General features: G+C 45.9%; 12 protein-coding genes and 1 riboswitch. Of the genes, 6 read left to right on the plus strand and 6 right to left on the minus strand.

The genetic code is table 11. The features are described 5' to 3' along the window. The first annotated feature begins 12 nt into the window (after window positions 1–12). Window positions 13–197: riboswitch (cobalamin riboswitch) on the plus strand. A 109-nt stretch (window positions 198–306) separates the two neighbouring features. Beyond that, window positions 307–468: a hypothetical protein gene (locus HF638_RS22590; protein ID WP_169482161.1), complete on the plus strand. Its 162-nt coding sequence runs from the start codon at window positions 307–309 to the stop codon at window positions 466–468. A gap of 394 nt (window positions 469–862) precedes the next feature. On the opposite strand, the gene HF638_RS22595 is transcribed toward HF638_RS22590, so the two are convergent. The 4 genes from HF638_RS22595 to udk all read right to left on the minus strand — a co-directional run bounded on the left by HF638_RS22595 (window position 863) and on the right by udk (window position 6,944). Beyond that, on the minus strand, window positions 863–3,766 hold the full coding sequence (locus HF638_RS22595; protein WP_211175744.1) for a DUF5704 domain-containing protein: 2,904 nt from the start codon (window positions 3,764–3,766) through the stop codon (window positions 863–865). A gap of 490 nt (window positions 3,767–4,256) precedes the next feature. Continuing rightward, complete coding sequence (locus tag HF638_RS22600) at window positions 4,257–5,522, minus strand: S-layer homology domain-containing protein (RefSeq protein ID WP_169482162.1); 1,266 nt, start codon at window positions 5,520–5,522, stop codon at window positions 4,257–4,259. 347 nt (window positions 5,523–5,869) lie between these two features. Beyond that, window positions 5,870–6,199, minus strand: a complete 330-nt coding sequence (gene csaA, locus HF638_RS22605; RefSeq protein ID WP_169482163.1) for a chaperone CsaA — start codon at window positions 6,197–6,199, stop codon at window positions 5,870–5,872. A 112-nt stretch (window positions 6,200–6,311) separates the two neighbouring features. Continuing rightward, window positions 6,312–6,944 (minus strand): uridine kinase, encoded by a 633-nt coding sequence (udk, locus tag HF638_RS22610; protein WP_169482164.1) that lies wholly within the window; start codon window positions 6,942–6,944, stop codon window positions 6,312–6,314. Window positions 6,945–7,258: 314 nt separating this feature from the next. Here udk and HF638_RS22615 point away from each other — a divergent pair, with 314 nt between their 5' ends. The 4 genes from HF638_RS22615 (at window position 7,259) to HF638_RS22630 (ending at window position 12,614) form a co-directional block, all read left to right on the plus strand. Continuing rightward, window positions 7,259–8,092 carry a PRD domain-containing protein gene (locus HF638_RS22615; RefSeq protein WP_348982124.1) on the plus strand — a complete coding sequence of 278 codons (834 nt, stop codon included), beginning with the start codon at window positions 7,259–7,261 and terminating at the stop codon, window positions 8,090–8,092. A 122-nt stretch (window positions 8,093–8,214) separates the two neighbouring features. Further along, window positions 8,215–10,143: a beta-glucoside-specific PTS transporter subunit IIABC gene (locus tag HF638_RS22620; RefSeq protein ID WP_169482166.1), complete on the plus strand. Its 1,929-nt coding sequence runs from the start codon at window positions 8,215–8,217 to the stop codon at window positions 10,141–10,143. A gap of 47 nt (window positions 10,144–10,190) precedes the next feature. Beyond that, window positions 10,191–11,648 carry a glycoside hydrolase family 1 protein gene (locus tag HF638_RS22625; protein WP_169482167.1) on the plus strand — a complete coding sequence of 486 codons (1,458 nt, stop codon included), beginning with the start codon at window positions 10,191–10,193 and terminating at the stop codon, window positions 11,646–11,648. A gap of 6 nt (window positions 11,649–11,654) precedes the next feature. After that, entirely contained in the window at window positions 11,655–12,614 is a 960-nt protein-coding gene (locus tag HF638_RS22630; RefSeq protein ID WP_169482168.1) for a 2-keto-3-deoxygluconate permease, read from the plus strand. A gap of 104 nt (window positions 12,615–12,718) precedes the next feature. Here HF638_RS22630 and HF638_RS22635 read toward each other — a convergent pair whose 3' ends face one another. Further along, the gene (locus HF638_RS22635; RefSeq protein ID WP_169482169.1) at window positions 12,719–13,402 is read right to left on the minus strand and encodes a type 1 glutamine amidotransferase domain-containing protein; all 684 of its coding nucleotides are present in this window, start codon (window positions 13,400–13,402) and stop codon (window positions 12,719–12,721) included. Window positions 13,403–13,787: 385 nt separating this feature from the next. On the opposite strand from HF638_RS22635, the gene HF638_RS22640 reads away from it, so the two are divergent. Beyond that, window positions 13,788–14,252, plus strand: a complete 465-nt coding sequence (locus tag HF638_RS22640) for a hypothetical protein (protein WP_211175745.1) — start codon at window positions 13,788–13,790, stop codon at window positions 14,250–14,252. A 110-nt stretch (window positions 14,253–14,362) separates the two neighbouring features. Here HF638_RS22640 and HF638_RS22645 read toward each other — a convergent pair whose 3' ends face one another. After that, the gene (locus HF638_RS22645) at window positions 14,363–17,383 is read right to left on the minus strand and encodes an SNF2-related protein (protein WP_169482183.1); all 3,021 of its coding nucleotides are present in this window, start codon (window positions 17,381–17,383) and stop codon (window positions 14,363–14,365) included.

A 17,383-nucleotide genomic window follows, 5' to 3' on the forward strand; every position in this document is an offset into this window, starting at 1 on the left:
TACAGAAGTGTAATTGAATATGTGGAACTTGGTGCTTCTCCCGTCAGGGTGGAAGCTTAATAGGGAAGTCCGGTGTAATACCGGCGCGGTCCCGCCACTGTAACAGAGGAGTCAGGTAGCGATAAATCCACTGGTTTAAGCCGGGAAGGAGCTGCAAGTGACGATGATTCTGGACCTGCGAGGTTTAACAAACACAGTAGTACCCTACGGGAGATAGGAAGGTGTTTAGAGAGCATGATTTTTTCTGAAAATCTGTTTATTTAAGGCGTCCTCATCCAGTAACACGGAGAGGGACGCTTTTTTGTTATGGAAGAAGAACATCATGGCACAGACATAAAGTTGTGGGGAAGGGCGTTAGAGCACTTGAGCAGATATATCGTTAAACGTTTATTACAACTGGTTGTCGTATTGTTCGGCATCACGTTCCTGCTAACCTACCTGTCTCCTGGAGAAAGTCTGTCAGGATAATACTGATGTGTGGGTTTTCTTTATAGTCTAAGTCAGGTTATGAAAAGAGAATGATGCAAAAAGGGTTACCCCAGAAGTCCATAGATGACTTTCAGGATAACCCTTTTGTTGTATAACAGGCATGTTGTGTGTAGTTGGGATGTGACACTGGAATCACTTGTGAATGCTTTATCGTATGTGGTTCAGTACACCATAGTTTTGCGCAGGCTGTATAGTACTCAGTCTGGCACTTCATGGCTATTTCATCATATATATATTGATTGCTTCATTGGGTGATTATCGGTATACAGATATTCAGTCTTATTTTGGAGAGGTACTCCGCATATAGACTCTTCTGTCCACATGTAGTTGGCTACATATGCTTAACCAGTCGTGCTGACATGAGAGATTCAAACTAGTGCGGTACTTGGGATTGGAAGTCATTCCGGCTGGACTGATCAGCATGATAAAAGACAATATCACCATCCTTCAGCGGCCAGGTTCTGCCTTGGCTGTCAGTTGGCGTGTTGTTGAAACCTTCCATCTGCCATTGATTCATCAGCGGCGCATGAATATATTGCAGATGGGCTGCCTCTGTATTTCCATTCCGCAGGCTCTCCATGTTGAAGTTGACTACGATATAACCATTCTTTAGAAAAATCTTCGATTTCTCATCTAGCTGATTTTGTCGGGCAAGGGGTTCGAGATCCTTCCCTTTTGGTACAGCATATACATCGGCGGGCAAGCTGTACTCCCCGTACCAACGTTGGATTGCTGCATTGGCCCGGTCCACGTTGACCCCGGAAGGAATGTCCGTTTTGGGCCCGATGAGTGTCCGAATCGGAGCGGGCAGGATCATCCAGTCATAACGACCTACCCATGTTTTTTGATGAGAGGTCTGATCGACCAGGAGAACCATATGTTCTGCCAACGTACGTTGGTTGCGTTCTTCCGCTGACAGTTCATAAGTATACTGGTAACGCGCTGTATCGCCTAACTCTGTGCCGGGTACATTTCGAAGACGTGAGTTAAGGACAACAAAGCGTTTCTCCAGATCCTGAGCCGATCCGATACGGATTAGGCGTTCCTGGCCTCGATGGTAGTAAAGATCCACTTCTTGCCGGGAGGACCCGTCTTTACTCACAAAAGCAAAAGTGGGTGTAATTCGAATACCATCCTGTTTGCCAAACATATTGCCCTTGGTCTTCAGATCGAACTTGAAATGGTATCCTGTCTTTACAGTCGCGTTAGCGAATCCCTGCGCCGGATGGCTTCCTGGTCGAATAGGCAATACAAATGGAGCCAGGTTACCTCGCGGATCACCATCAATGCTATTCATCCCGGTCCAGTAGCTATAGCCCGTTGGTTCGGGACTACCCAACCGCTTGCGAAATACATTTTCCCAGTTGTAATCGGAGATATCAGTGACGTGAAAATCATATAACCTTCCGATGACATCTACCGGTACAGTATCCGCTGCAACATGATGTGCCAGATTGGTATTGGCATCCTGTTGCTCGGTAAAGTTTGCAGGTGCATTCTCTGCAATATTGCGGAATACAATATGGTATTTGCCTTCGTCTACCCATACAGGGAGATAGAATGTGGTGTCCAGTTGATTAACCGGAATATCCACCCATGTCTTGGCAGGGATAAACTGACTCCGATCAGCGTTATAGACATCAAACGGGAATTGCACCTGTTTGATCCGAAAATATTTGGCATAGTCCCGATTCCCATAACCAGGATAACTCGCTGCGTCCAAGTGCTGTCCCGATGTAGGGATTCGTACAATGAACGGGCGTTCCAGAATGAGTGCAGCGCTGGTTGGGTCTGGCACGGTTTTCTGATTATGCGGCTGATCATCCGACACCCAGGCGTAGTTGACGACGGGAGTGTGCACCGTGACGGTGTTGATACCATTAATCGGAAATATTTTGTTGGAGCCGCCATTTACGTTACCCGGTAGCAAATCGTAATAGATCTCACCCGAGCTTGTGGTGTTCGCTTTATTCAGCAGGGAATTGCTGATCATATTACCTGGTTTGTACAGCACATCACGCCCGATCGTCGTTGGATTAGGAATGTTGGATGGTGTTGGGCCATCTTTGGTTGCTTCCACATCATTCATAATGGTTGTGCTGTTGAATTTGACCAAATCATTGTTCACTTTACTTTGAGGTGTGTTGGTTTCAGCCATCCCTTTTAACCGTGAGGTATCATCAGGCACACTGGGAGGTTGGTTCAAACCACCTGTTAATTTGGGTGGAGTATAAGAGATTGCAGTGGTTTGTCCTGGTCGTACATGGCTTTCTACGGATTCATCATTTCTAGATTCCAGTGTTGGTGGTGTGTATCCTGTTGGATTCATCGTAACAGTCTCTCCGGGCAAAGCGTAATTGTTCATGGTTGCTTTAGCGATCTTATATACTTCCAGATTGTTAATTTTCCAGTAGGAGTAGTCTCTTGTGATTTGGAAAGTGTATGGCTTGGGTACCGTGTCATTCGCGGGTACAGGCGGTCCTGGTGTACAACCATCATCATCACATATTTCTGGTCCAGGTACTGTCCATTCTCTGTCGTAAGAGATTGTGATATTGCAGTTGTATGTAACTTTACCGCTCATTTTCGCCCAGGCTTGTTTAAACAGGTAATTGTCAGCAAAGGCATTTGTGTAGAGTGATTCAGAAGTAGGGATTCCTTTCAACACATTGAATGTCTCATTATCTCTGTTATCTGACTTGATAACACCGATGGAATTTGGATCGAGATCACTCATGCTCATAATGGTTCCAGCAGAAGGTGGTCCAATCGTTGGCGTGCAACCTCCACCACCGCCTCCGTTACCGTCGCCCCCACCCGTACCTGGGCTCTCTTCAACACCAATGTTTGTTGTGGTAGTTAACTCAAATCCATCTTTCTCCCACAGTACGGTGATGGTTGTAGTTCCCCTACTGACAGCTTGGACTAATCCGGAATTACTAACGGTAGCGACACCAGAATTGGTTGATTCCCATGTAGTTGTACCACCGCTGCCGGTGTTTACATTGGTCTCGGCTCCAAAGTTTCCATCTCCAGTTTTCGTCTTGACTGTTGCATTAAGTTGTTTGGACTGGTTCAAGCTAAGTTGCCCACCAGCAGTGAGGTTGATCTCTTTGGTTATTTCGGCTTGGCCTTCCCAGTATAGATCTGTGTTAAATAGATAATCTGCAGAATATTTGGGTAACTCATAGGGTCTGTATTCAGTAGGCTCAATAGCTGCACCAATTTGCACAGAAAATTTTGTCTTTTTCTCAGTAAATGATTCTACATTTAACAAGATAGGTAGTCCAGGCCGATAGTATGCTGTGTTATCCATATAGATAGGAGAAATGGAAGTAGAAGTAATCTCAGTTCTTGGATGCGGATTACCTTGTTTATCTAAATACTCTAAAGGCTGATAACTAGGGGATTCTAAAGACAAATTAACACATATTATCGAAGAATTTGGCTTATTGGTAGCAGGATTATTACCTAACTCTTGTCCGTTACATTCTCCAACTACTTTCCATTTCATATTATCTAGTTGAAAGATATAAATCCCGATATTAGTAGTTCCCTTACCTTGAAGAGGTATTATTTTTTTCTGTGATTTTGAGGGAGTAGAAGGTTCTATTCTGGAAGATTGCAAAATGGGTTTGTCCCCAGGACCACCTCCTGCAAAAACAGCAGGAGGTGAAATGAAGACTACACTTAATGCGAGACTTGCGAGAAGTATTTTTTTCAATAGTTTAAGCAAATACACATTATTTCACCCTTATCATTAATTATTAATTAGGTCTTACTCTGAAAACCGTTCCATTTTTTAGAGTGAGTAAAACTTCTGGATTGAGTTCTTTGTCGAAATGTAATAAACCTTCTGCCCAATAAATAGGATTCTTAACATTAAATACTCCCTTTGTACCAAGTAAATTACTGATACGAGGCGCGCTGTAACTAAAAATTGCTTCGCTATTAGGTGATTTAAGAGGGTTAATAGTAGGAGAGTTAATTAGACTTCCCCCTTGTAATTGATTCATAGTGTTCTTTATTCCAAGATCGAATTCAACAAATGAATAATATGCACCTCTTACCAGTTTGTCTTTCTCATCTACAAAGACAGGGTAGTAAATGCTTCTATCGTTACCTGTAACATAGGGGTTAACAACAATCCAATTTCTCACCTTGAGATCAGCGTAATTAGTTTTGGTAACTATTTCTTGATTGCGAATTTTGGAGAAGTCCCCAGTTACCTTGCTGTAGTCGTAAGGATAATTGTTCTCGGAAATCACCTGATACCTAGGTGCAATAATACTCAAATTCGTTCCCGTCAAACCCACCGCTCGCAGCTCATTCAAACCCTGGGAATCGGCAGGTTTTGTCTTGGCAACTGCTGCATAACGGACAATTAACACAGCTACTTCAGCTCGTGTTGTGGTACGATCCACACCAAATGTTTTATCGTTTGCTACACTCATCAGTCCCGTTCCTAGGGCAATGGCTACTGCATTTTTTTGAGTGCTTGCGAGTTTACCTGTGAAATATTCTTTTGCAGGCACAACAGTGTTGGTCACATCAGAGAGTGCTTGTTTGTACTCAGGATCAACCACGGTTAGCCCTTGCGTCAGCCAAGTAGCCATTTCACCTCGTTGAAGAGCGCCTTGTGCATCCAGTTTTCCCTTATAATTAGAAGGGTTGATAAAACCCTTCGCGATAGCAGTAGAGACACCGCTTTTTGCCCACTCGGGTATGTCGGTGAAATTGTTTTGTTCTTGTGTCGTTGCATTAGGCTGGTCGGACAAACGTCCCAGGATACTTGCCATTTCAGCTTTGGTGACTGGTGAACTTGGTTTAAATGTCCCATCGGCATACCCCTTGAAATACCCCTGTTCTACGGCCAAATTAATCGCTGAAGATGCCCAGTGTGTAGCTGGAACGTCCTTGAATTTAGTTGTAGCTTGTGCGGCTTCTACAGAACTCCCAACGCCTCCAAAACCTACGATACCCCCTGTTAATAAAGCCAATGCCGTTACGCCGGAAATCATCATTTTTTTCATGAAACTTACTCCTCTCAATTGTGAGTTTTTCACCTTGATATGTACTTTTCAGGCTACTAGATACTAAATTTGTAATAATAATCAATATTCTACCATGTATAACTAGGCTGTTGGTATGATTTATCAATATATTCCCTCCTCTGCATAGAACTTTTACTAATGCTCCAGACCTATATTTCCTCCAAAAAACACAAAAAAAGGCCACGAATCCGCAGATTCATAGCCTTATGCTTTAAGGTCTCCAACATATGTAGTTCCATCAATAGTCAATTCAATAATCAATACATCAAGAATACTCGATTTCCAAACATTTGAAAAGCCCATATTCTTCTTAATCAAAAATAAAATCAGGCTATCGGTGTTCCATTAGGCAATGGATTATCCGGTGTGATCAAGACAACATCGCCTTCACTAGGCACGCCGCCAAGCACAAGTACTTCAGAGACAAAACCGGCAATCCGCCGGGGTGGGAAATTAACTACAGCAACGACCTGTCTGCCGATCATCATGTCAGGCGTGTAGCGCTGGGTAATCTGAGCACTGGAATGTTTCAGGCCAAGTGGACCGAAGTCGATCGTCATTTTAATAGCGGGAATGCGAGCCTTGGGAAAGGGTTCGACTTCCACCACGGTACCAACCCGGATGTCATGTTGCATGAACTCTTCAAAAGTAGCCATAGGGGTGACTCTCCTTTCAACTATTGGGGACTATTATAAATGAAAAATCAACAAAAAATCCAGATTACGCTGTATCGTAACCTGGATTTCTGTTGTGTTGCTTTGCAACAAATTAAGAGCCGTTCCAATTCTCTCCGGTAAGGTATTTCTCGGTGAGGATGGATAACATCTGAATGCCTACTTCATTATGTCCGCCTTCTGGAATAATGATATCGGCATACTTCTTGGATGGCTCGATAAACGCATCGTGCATCGGTTTTACCGTTTCGAGATATTGTTTGTACACCGATTGGATCGTGCGTCCGCGTTCCTCAATATCCCGCAGTACTCTCCGCAAAATCCGCACATCAGAATCAGTATCAACAAATACTTTGATGTCCAGCAGACTGCGAAGATGTTCGTCGATTAGCACATGCAATCCTTCTACAATGACAATATGGTTCGGTGCCAGTTCAACCGTCTCATTGGCAGCACGGTTATCTATGGTGAAGTCATATACGGGAGCATACGCCGCTTGGCCTTTTTTCAACAGGGTGAGATGCTCAATCAACAGATCATTATCGAATGCAAACGGGTGATCGTAATTGGTGAGTCGGCGTTGCTCAGGTGTGAGCTGCGACTGGTCTTTGTAATAATTGTCTTGGGATATAAATGTGACCTTACCTGATCCCAGACGGTCTATGACGGAGCGAGCTACCGTCGTTTTACCGGAGCCGGTTCCTCCGGCGATACCAATAATGAGCATGGTTGTTCCATAAGCCTCCCTAGAATGGCAGCATAATCATGGATAAAGAGCGCTGATCCAGAATCAATTCAGCACCTTCATTCACTTGTCTGTCTGTGAATACACAATTCCTTCATTGTACCATAGCGCAATACTTTTTTCATCTGCTTTGCAGAGGCATGTATTCCCTGACAAAGAAGGATTGACATTCTTGTGAACAGGCCTATAATAATACTTATATTCATAACACGGACTGTTACTGGGCGAACCAGGCATGACCGAATTCGATTATTTAACTGTAATCGCTTTCGGTCTTTTTTTATTTTCATCGGGGGGTGAGGACATTGAAGGTTATTAAGAAAGTGAATAACAACGTGGCGATTGCCATTAATGATAACAATGAAGAAGTATTTGTCGTAGGTAAAGGGGTAGGATTTCTGAAAACGCCTTATGAGCTGACAGAGACGGACTTGGTGGAGAAAATTTTCGTAGCACCGAAAAATATCCGTATGTATGACCTGCTGAACAGCATTCCAATTGAGGATATTTATCTCGCGGAGGAAGTCATCAAGCTGGGCAGTCAGATTCTGAATAAAACATTTAACCCGAACCTGCTTCTCACCCTGTCCGACCATATCAGTTTTGCATTAACTCGAACCAGAGAAGGCATCAGTATCAAAAATCCGCTGGAATGGGAAGTGCGGACACTCTATCCGGACGAGACCCGGGTGGGGGAGGCTGCGCTGAAACTGATTCAGGAAAAAATGGCTATTACTCTGCCGACAGCTGAAACAACACTAATTGCTCTGCATTTTGTTAATGCACAGGTTGGCTCCGGAGAGATGACGGATACCACTAAGGTGACCACAGTTACGGGTGAGATCCTGTCCGTGATCAAATATGCTCTCAAAATTGATTTTCAGGAAGACTCCATTCACTTTATGCGATTTGCGACACATATAAGATATTTCATCATGCGACAGATGAGCGGTAAATCGCTCAAGGATGAGAATGAATCGCTTTTCCTGATGGTCAAAGAGAAGTTCCCGAAGGAACTCGCTTGTGTGGAGAAGATTGCTGATTTTCTGAAAAACAATTACGGCTGGACCTGTTCGGATGATGAAAAATTATATCTGATTCTGCATATTCAACGATTAATCTCGAACTAACCAAATAATCCATATTGGACTGTTACTGATTCGATCAGGCATGACCAAGCGTAGGGAATGACGATTCCCCGGCTTGGTCATTTTTTATATAAACATTTCAGTTGATGTAGAGGAGAAGGGTCATGAACAACAAAGACTTGGCTAAAAACGTACTTGATCTTGTTGGCGGCGAGCAAAATATATCGGGTCTGACACACTGTGCAACCCGTTTGAGATTCGTATTGAAGGATGATAACAAAGCAGACCTCAAGGCGCTGGATCAGCTTGAAGGCGTGCTCAAGGCACAAAATTCCGGTGGACAGATTCAGGTTGTTATCGGTGCCAAAGTAGACGCGGTATACAGTGAAGTGAAGAATCTAACTTCTGACCATATTGGCGAGCTTACGGAGTCTACAGACAGTGGACCAAAAAAGAGACGTAACCCCGTCAACGTAGTGCTTGAAACCATCGCAGGTATATTCACGCCTGTTCTGCCAGCACTTGTTGGTTGCGGGATGATCAAATGTTTGGCAACCGTTATAACCGCAATGGGTTACCTGGAGGGCTCCGGTTTCCTGACGATCATTAACATGATCGGGGACTGTATTTTCTACTTCATGCCATTCTTCCTGGCTGTCAGTGCAGCAAACCGTTTCAAAACCAATCCCTATTTGGCGGTAGCTCTTGCTGCGGGGCTGATGCACCCCATCATTCTGAACGCTGCGTCCCAGATTGCCGAGACGGGTGTGAACAGCATTGATTTTCTCGGCATGCCGATTCTGTTGATGAAATATTCCTCTTCCGTCATTCCAATCATTCTGGCGGTATGGATTATGAGTTATGTGTATCCGATCGTCAATCGGGTGATTCCCAAGTTTTTGCAGGTCCTGCTTACCCCAATGATTGTTTTGTTCATTATGATTCCAGTGGAACTAATCGTGCTTGGCCCAGTAGGATCATATATCGGTGACTGGTTGACCAATGGCATTAACTCATTGTTCTCAACCGCAGGTGTTCTTGCTGGTGCGATTCTTGGATTTTTCAAACCGATCATGGTCATGTTCGGTATGCACTATGCCATCATGCCGATTCAGGTTCAACAAGTGGCTACACTGGGTGCAACCGTGCTGTTACCAACGGCACTGGCGGCGAATTTGGCTCAGGCTGGAGCAGCCTTCGGTGTGTTTGTCCTAACGAAGAGTAAAACGATGAAATCGGCGGCTGCTTCGAGTGGATTCACTGCGTTGTTCGGGATTACCGAGCCGGCGATCTATGGTGTAACGCTGAAATACAAACGTCCGTTTTTCGCAGGTTGTCTGGCAGGCGGATTAGTTGGTGGATTTTACAGCTTGGTGCATACAACAGCGAATGCAATTTCACTTCCAGGTGTATTGGCAATTGGCACGTATACCTCTGATCGTTACATGTATGTCGTTATTGGTTGTATTGCCGCAGTTGTACTCGGCTTTGTGTTCACGCTGTTAGCGGGCATCAAGGAAGATACAGATGGAAATAAATCGAAGCAGCAAGCTACGAATAAAGTAAGTAGCAATCAAACAGACGTTGCCACAGAGGTGACTCCAGCGTCCGTATCATCACAGACATCCACATCTTCTGACATGCTTATCGTTAGTCCAATGACAGGGGAGATCAAACCGATCTCTGAAGTGGAAGATCAGGCATTTGCCCAAGAGTTAATGGGTAAAGGCATTGCAATCGTTCCGACAGATGGCAAGGTATACGCTCCATTTGACGGAGTAGTCGAGGCGCTTTATCGCACCAAACACGCCATCGGTTTGAAGGCAGCGAATGGTGTCGAGATCCTGATTCATATCGGGGTGGATACCGTCAGTCTGAAAGGGAAATATTTTAACGCCCATATCGAACAGGGACAGACAATCAAGGCAGGCGATTTGTTGGTGGAGTTTGATCCAGAAGGCATTACGTCAGCAGGATATAACACGATTACATCGATTGTGGTAACCAACATGCAACAGTACGGAGATGTGCTGACTACAGCGACCAGCGGCCCGATCCGGGAGAGCGAAGCGCTAATGAAGCTGATCCCATAAACCCTGAAATAGGACTTTAATGACACTAATATTAGGAGGACACTAAAATGACGAATTCCAATTTCCCAAAAGATTTTCTATGGGGTGGTGCACTATCTGCCTGTCAGGCAGAGGGAGCTTATGATGTAGATGGCAAGAGCCTGACCATTCCAGAAGTAATGAAGTTTAACGAGAAGAACGATCGCAAAGTGACCAAGCAGATCAGAGTGAATTGGGAGATGATTGAAGAGGCCAGAAATGACCCGGATACGGTTAAATATCCGAAGCGCCGGGGAATTGATTTCTATCATTCTTTCCGTGAGGATATCGCCTTGTTTGCCGAGATGGGATTCAAAGTATTCCGGTATTCCATTTCATGGGCTAGAGTATTTCCAGGTGGCGACGATGCCGCTCCGAATGAAAAGGCACTAGAGTTCTATGATCAGGTTATTGATGAATGTCTAAAACAGGGTATGGAGCCCCTGATCACCATCAGTCACTTTGATACACCTATTGTACTGATGGACAAGTTCGGAGGATGGTATAACCGCAAATTGATTGATCTGTATGTGAACTATTGTGATGTGCTGTTCAATCGCTACAAGGGCAAAGTGAAATATTGGGTGACGTTCAACGAGATCAACATGAGCGTGAAAGCATCGGCCAAAACGCTGGGAATCATTGATTATGATGCTCCGAATTATGAGGAAATGTTGTTCCAGGGGCTGCATCATCAATTTGTAGCTGCGTCCAGGGCAACCAAGATGGCTCATGAGATTGATCCGAATAACCAGATCGGAAGTATGGTGGCTTATTTTACAACGTATCCTTACACTTGCAAACCGGAAGACGCACTCCAGATGCAACAGGATGATCAGATGAAAAATCAATTCTACTTGGATGTGCTTAATAAAGGCGAATACCCTTACTATAGTAAAACGTATTTCAAAAACAAGGAGATCCAGCTGAATATCGAGGATGGCGATCTGGATAGCATTCGCGCACACACGGCTGATTTCGTGGGGATGTCGTATTATAACTCGATGATTTCCAGCAGTGATACGGAGCAGCTCGAACTAACGGCAGGTAATGTACACAGCGTATATAAAAACCCGCATCTGCCCGCTAACGAGTGGGGTTGGCAGATTGATCCCATTGGCTTGCGGTATACGCTTAATCTCGTCTATGATCGGTATCAAAAGCCTGTCTTCATTCTGGAGAATAGCTCAGGTTTCTACGATAAACTGAATGAAGATGGAACGATCAACGATCCCTACAGGATTGATTTCCTGAGCAAACATATCGAACAGATGGGACTCGCCATTGCGGATGGGGTCGAAGTGTTGGGATACACGATGTGGGGGCCAATCGACATGATCAGTTCAGGGACTTCCGAGATGAGCAAACGGTACGGATTTATCTATGTGGATCAGGACGACTATGGCAATGGTACGCTGAAAAGATATCGTAAGGATTCCTTCTTCTGGTATCAGAATGTGATCCGTACCAACGGAGCAGAACTGTAACGCACCATGAACATCCTGGGTCGTATCAAAAAAATACCCGGCGGCTTGCTGATTGTTCCTATGCTGGCTGCCGCGGTCATTAACACGGTGTTTCCATCGTTTTTTCAGATCGGAGATCCAACAACAGCGCTGTTCACATCGAAAGGTACCATGGTGCTGATCGGTATGATTTTACTGATATCAGGAACACAACTCAACTTGTCACAGCTTCTGGTGACCTTGAAGAGAGCAGGGGTGCTCTGTATCTCGCGTATCCTCATCAGCTGTCTGTTCGGCTGGGCGTTTGTACACTTTTTTGGCATAAGTGGGGTCGGAGGAGTTTCTGCGGTAGCCTTCATTGCCGTTCTGACCAGCTGTAATCCGGGATTATATCTGGCCTTGATGAACACATATGGAGATGATGTGGATCGTGCTGCGTTTGGCATTCTGAATCTGATCGCCGTACCGGTTATTCCGGTCATGATATTGAATTCGGCAAGCGGTGTCGGTATCGATTATCTCAGTGTACTTGCTACGCTAGTACCTTTCTTCATCGGGATACTGCTTGGTAATCTGGACAGCAATATACAGAAGATGTTCGCTCCGGGAACACTGATTCTGCTGCCTTTCCTGGGTACAAGCTTTGGGTCCAATATTGATCTGCGTATTGCATTTCAATCCAGTTTGGCTGGCTTGCTTGTCACAGTGTTATTTTTGCTGATCTGCATGTTGCCGCTCATTGGAATCGATCGCACGATACTAAGACGGCCCGGTTACGCAGCGGCTGCGACATGTTCGGTAGCTGGATTGTCCATGGTGGTGCCTTCGATGGCTGCCGGGTTCAATCCGGCGTATGCGCCATATGTGGACACAGCTATCGCTCAGATTGCGTTTGCCGTGATCCTGACGTCGGTGACCGTGCCTTATATCGTGAAGCGTTTGGCTGGAGGAACAGCTACGGAAGCTTCTGCTTCTACAAATCACTAGAAAAAAACAGCGCATGTTCCGTCAGGTCATGACGGATCACGTGCTGTTTTGCTTTGTACATCTATATGATCTCCTGGGGGAGGAGAGGGATCAATCGGTTTATTTTACAGACCCAGCAGTTGTTTAACACTTTCAGCTACAGCTTTGCTGGATTGCGGATTCTGTCCTGTGACCACGCGGCCATCTGTTGTGACATAGGAGCTGAATGCAGCAGCTTTATCGTATTGTGCAGCGCGTTCTCTCAATGCATCTTCCAACAGGAAAGGAACATACTCGGTTTGTTGAGCCAATGTTTCTTCTTCATTCGTGAAGCCGGAAACGGTTTTGTCGTTGATCAAAAGCAGGCCGTTGGACAGCTTCACATTCAACAGGGCTGTAACCCCGTGGCACACGCCGGATACAACGCCGCCTTTTTCATAGATTTCACGAGAAAGCTCTTGAAGTTCGGCATTGTCTGGGAAATCCCACATCGTACCGTGCCCCCCTGTGAAGTAGATTGCATCGTAGTCACTCGCGTTTACTTCGCTAGGTTTCAACGTATTTTTCAATTGGTTCATGAACGCTTCGTTTTCGAAATAGGCTTTGGTGCTCTCATCCAGAGAATCGCCGAGACTTTTCGGATCAAGAGGTACATTCCCACCTTTAGGGCTAACCAGATCGATCTGAACATTCTCGTTGTGATCAAACTCTTCAATAAAGTGAGTTGCTTCGCTTAACCACAAGCCGGTAGGCTCGTCCTTCGTTGCGTACTTATCTACATTTGTGAGAACAACTAGTATCTTTTTCATATAAAAAAACCTCCCGTAAAGTATATAACATTCATTTATATTAAATATCACAAAATTAAATTGTGTAAAACCTATTACTAAATATAACATAACCATTTTCTAAAGTAAAATCATGAACATACCGTCGATCTCCAATGTGACTTTCAAGCGTAGGAGTAAAGAACAAACTAGTCGTAGTAAATATGCCCGTAAGAATGCACTTTTACTTAGTATGTCCTGCTTAATTTACTCAAATTGTAAGGGGAGGTAGGCGTGTGTAAGGGGAAACGAAATTAATTCAAATTTGAAGTTAATTTGATTGTACAACTAGTACTTTTGATTTAGAATGACGGAAGATACCAACAAAAAACTGGTACATATTACATATGGACTCGGAGGAACAGTCATGAAACGTTCAGGTAAATTTTTCGCTTCATCCGTAGTTGCTGCTGTCGCTGCAGTATCTATCGTCTCTTCTGCTTCAGCGAGCACAGTTTCCGTCTCCAACATCTCTGGCGTAACACCTATCAACTTTAGCAGTATGGATATCGAAACAGCTTTGATGATGGTCCAACAAGAACGTACCAAATTACTGGATGCACAATTGCAAACGCAAATCCAGGAGGTACAGAACCGTAATCAACAGATCGCGGATTTGAACTCTCAATTGCAGATAGCCCAGCAAAACGGGGATGAAGCAGCTGTTCAAAAGCTGAAAGGTCAAATTGATGCTGCAAGCAACTCGCAACAGATGGACATGCTTCGTCTGCAGTCCATGTCCAACAAGCGCAATGAAGCGTTTGATGTCATGACGAACTTTGTCAAAAAAATGCAGGATTCAAGATCATCCATCATCGGTAACATGCGTTAAGAACGGATAATTAACTGCAACAACACAAAAAGAGCGAAGCCGGAATTTACTTTCCGAAACTTCGCTCTTTTTGTTTCTCTTTTTTTATGATATATCTCATCTAATCCAGGTTAGCCCGACCAGTCACGACGCCGAGTGAACAGATCCTGCAACTCATCCGTCGACAATTCGGTAATCCAGTTCTCGGAGCTTGTGATGATGTTATCGCTGAGCTGCTGTTTGCTCTCCAACATCTCGTCGATCCGCTCCTCCAATGTGCCAAGAGAGATGAACTTATGCACCTGAACATCCTTGGTCTGACCCATCCGGTAAGCCCGGTCGGTAGCTTGATTCTCAACAGCCGGGTTCCACCAGCGGTCAAAATGGAATACATGATTGGCTGCGGTCAGATTCAATCCCACACCGCCAGCCTTGATGGACAGAATGAAGACGGACGGTTGCTTATCCTCAGGCAATGTACGGGATTGGAATTCCTCAATCATACGATCCCGTCCCGTCTTGGACGTACCCCCGTGCAGATATAGCACAGGTTCCTGCAACTCCTGACGCAATACCTGTTGCAGCATCTGACCCATACCGATGTATTGGGTGAAAATCAGACATCGCTCGCCCTCGTCCCGTAATTCGCGGACAAGTTCCATCAGTCGTTCCAGCTTCGCGGAGCGACTAATCAGCATCGCCATATCTTGCGGGCTGTACACGTCATAAGCAGATGTCAGTGCACCGTCTTCGGGAAGTTCCTCCGGCAAAGCTTCTTTTGTCAGCAGCAGCGGGTGGTCACACAATTGCTTAAGCTGAGTTAGGGCTGAGAGGATCGCACCTTTGCGCTTGATGCCTTCCAGCTCTTTCATTTTATCCATCAGGGCCTGCACGGATTGGTCATACAATGCACTTTGTTCGCCCGTAAGGTGAATGTAAGTCTTCATCTCGTTTTTGTCCGGCAGATCCAGCTGTATATTCGGATCTTTTTTCTTCCGGCGCAGCATGAACGGTTTCACTAATTGCTGCAGATCCTGCATCCGCTGCTCATCCTTATCCTTCTCTATGGCACTGATAAAGCGAGTCTGGAATGCCCGTCCGCTGCCTAGATATCCTGGATTGATAAAGTCATAGATCGACCACAGCTCGGACAACCGATTCTCGATCGGCGTACCTGTCATGGCAATGCGGTGTTTCGCAGGGAAGCTGCGGACAGCCAACGACTGTTTGGTCTGAGCATTCTTAATATTCTGCGCTTCATCGAGACAGATACATGACCACGTATAAGTCTGTAACATCTCCTGATCCAGTGTAGCCGTAGCAAAGGACGTGATAATAATATCCACCTGCTCGGTCTGCTCCCGGAATTCTTCTCCACTTAATCGGCGTGCGCCATAATGCAGACTGACATTAATGGAGGGTGCGAAGCGGCTAATTTCCTTTTGCCAGTTGCCCAGTACGGAAGTTGGGCAGATCAGAAGTACCGGGGCTTGTCCCTGTTTACGTGGTTCATGATCCTTGATGTGTAACAGATACGTGATGAACTGAATGGTTTTTCCGAGACCCATATCATCGGCAAGACATGCCCCAAGGCCGAATCTGCGCAGGAAACCAAGCCATGCAAAACCTTCCTTCTGATACGATCGCAGCTCGGCATGAAGTCCTGTAGGAATGGGAAGAGAAGGCGCGCCACCTTGTCCGCCCCCGAGTTGTGCAATAACCCGGTTCAGGTGCTCATTCAGCTCTACTTCCAACCGAATGTTCTGGTCATCCTGTGGTTGCTGCTCTTCCTCGGTTTGTTGTCCTTCCTTCCATTTCTGGTTGCGATATTCCCGTTGCTCATTGTGCAGCAGATGCAGGTGCAGAATATCCTGGAATGAGAGTCCCTGTTCCCGATCTACACCGCCCATGGCACGACGTATCTGTTCCAGCAGGTCGGGGTCAAGAGGAACCCATTCTCCACGGAAGCGAACCAGTCGTTCATTACGGGCAACAAGGTCGGCGAATTCATCTTCGCTGAGATCCGTGTCACCAATCGCAATTCGCCAGTCAAAATGAATAATCGAGTCCAGTCCAAAGAACGACTGTCCCCGTTCACTGCCTTCCTCTGGCTGCACCTTAGCACGCAACTTTGGTTTCTTCTTACGGGCTGCTTCCCACCAACCAGGCAGCAGAACTTGCCAGCCCGCTGCGAGCAACCGCCCGCTATCCTGCGTCAGAAACTGCCAGGCTTCCTGATCTCCCAAAGGATCACTCAGCACATCCCGCCTGCCGCTAATGGAGCTTCCAAGACGCGGCAGATGTGCACGCAGCTGATCCAGCCATCCGGCGGAGCGATCCAGAATGAACGGTGTCCATACCTCGGGCCATTCGCCTTCAAGTCTGCCCCGTGAATCCAGCATGACGGGCACCAATACAGCGGCATCCAGCTTGTTCTGCAACACCAATCGCAGCCGCCAAGATGGCTCATCCTCGTCCGGTTCCTGCAACTGCAGCATGGGTCTGAATGGTGCGGCATCTGCTTTCCAGCCAATAGATACGAGCCAGGACTGGGCGTCCATTCCGGCTGTCTTAGGGAGAGTGCCGCGCTCTGGGAACAACTGCGGAAATTCACGCCTCAGATCCGTTGCAGCTTCTTCCGAACTGTACCAGCGTTGGAATACGAAGGCGGAGTAAGCCGCCCCGAGTCCTTCGGCATAACTCTCGTCCGTTTGCTGAATCGCTTTGGTAAGCGAAGATCGATCCTGCTTTTTCAAGCTATCCGGGTCCCAGGTCCACTGAAGCTGTCCTGCACGGTAGGCCTCGAAGCTAGGTACGTATTTTCGTTTCTCTATGGAGGATGCCAGTGCTGGAGCTAGTCGAATCAGATGTTCCGCTTGCTCGTCCCACTTCCATTCAATATGAAGCAGCGTATGCATCTCGGCAAAAAAGGGAATCACTTCTTCCGCAGGCAGAACAACCAGCTCAATCTCCTCAATCTGCCGAACTTCCAGTTCGGTACCGTAGAAGGAAGGGGCATGCCAAGCGAATAATCGATGCTTAAGCGACTGTCCCGGTACAAAGTGGTGTGTGTTGAGTGCTCCGTAAAACAAAGCATCGCCATATCCGGTTAAAGCGACATGAACCTCAATCGTTTCAGTGTAAGGATGAAT

It is taken from the genome of Paenibacillus sp. SZ31, from assembly GCF_012912005.1.
Lineage (GTDB): Bacteria > Bacillota > Bacilli > Paenibacillales > Paenibacillaceae > Paenibacillus.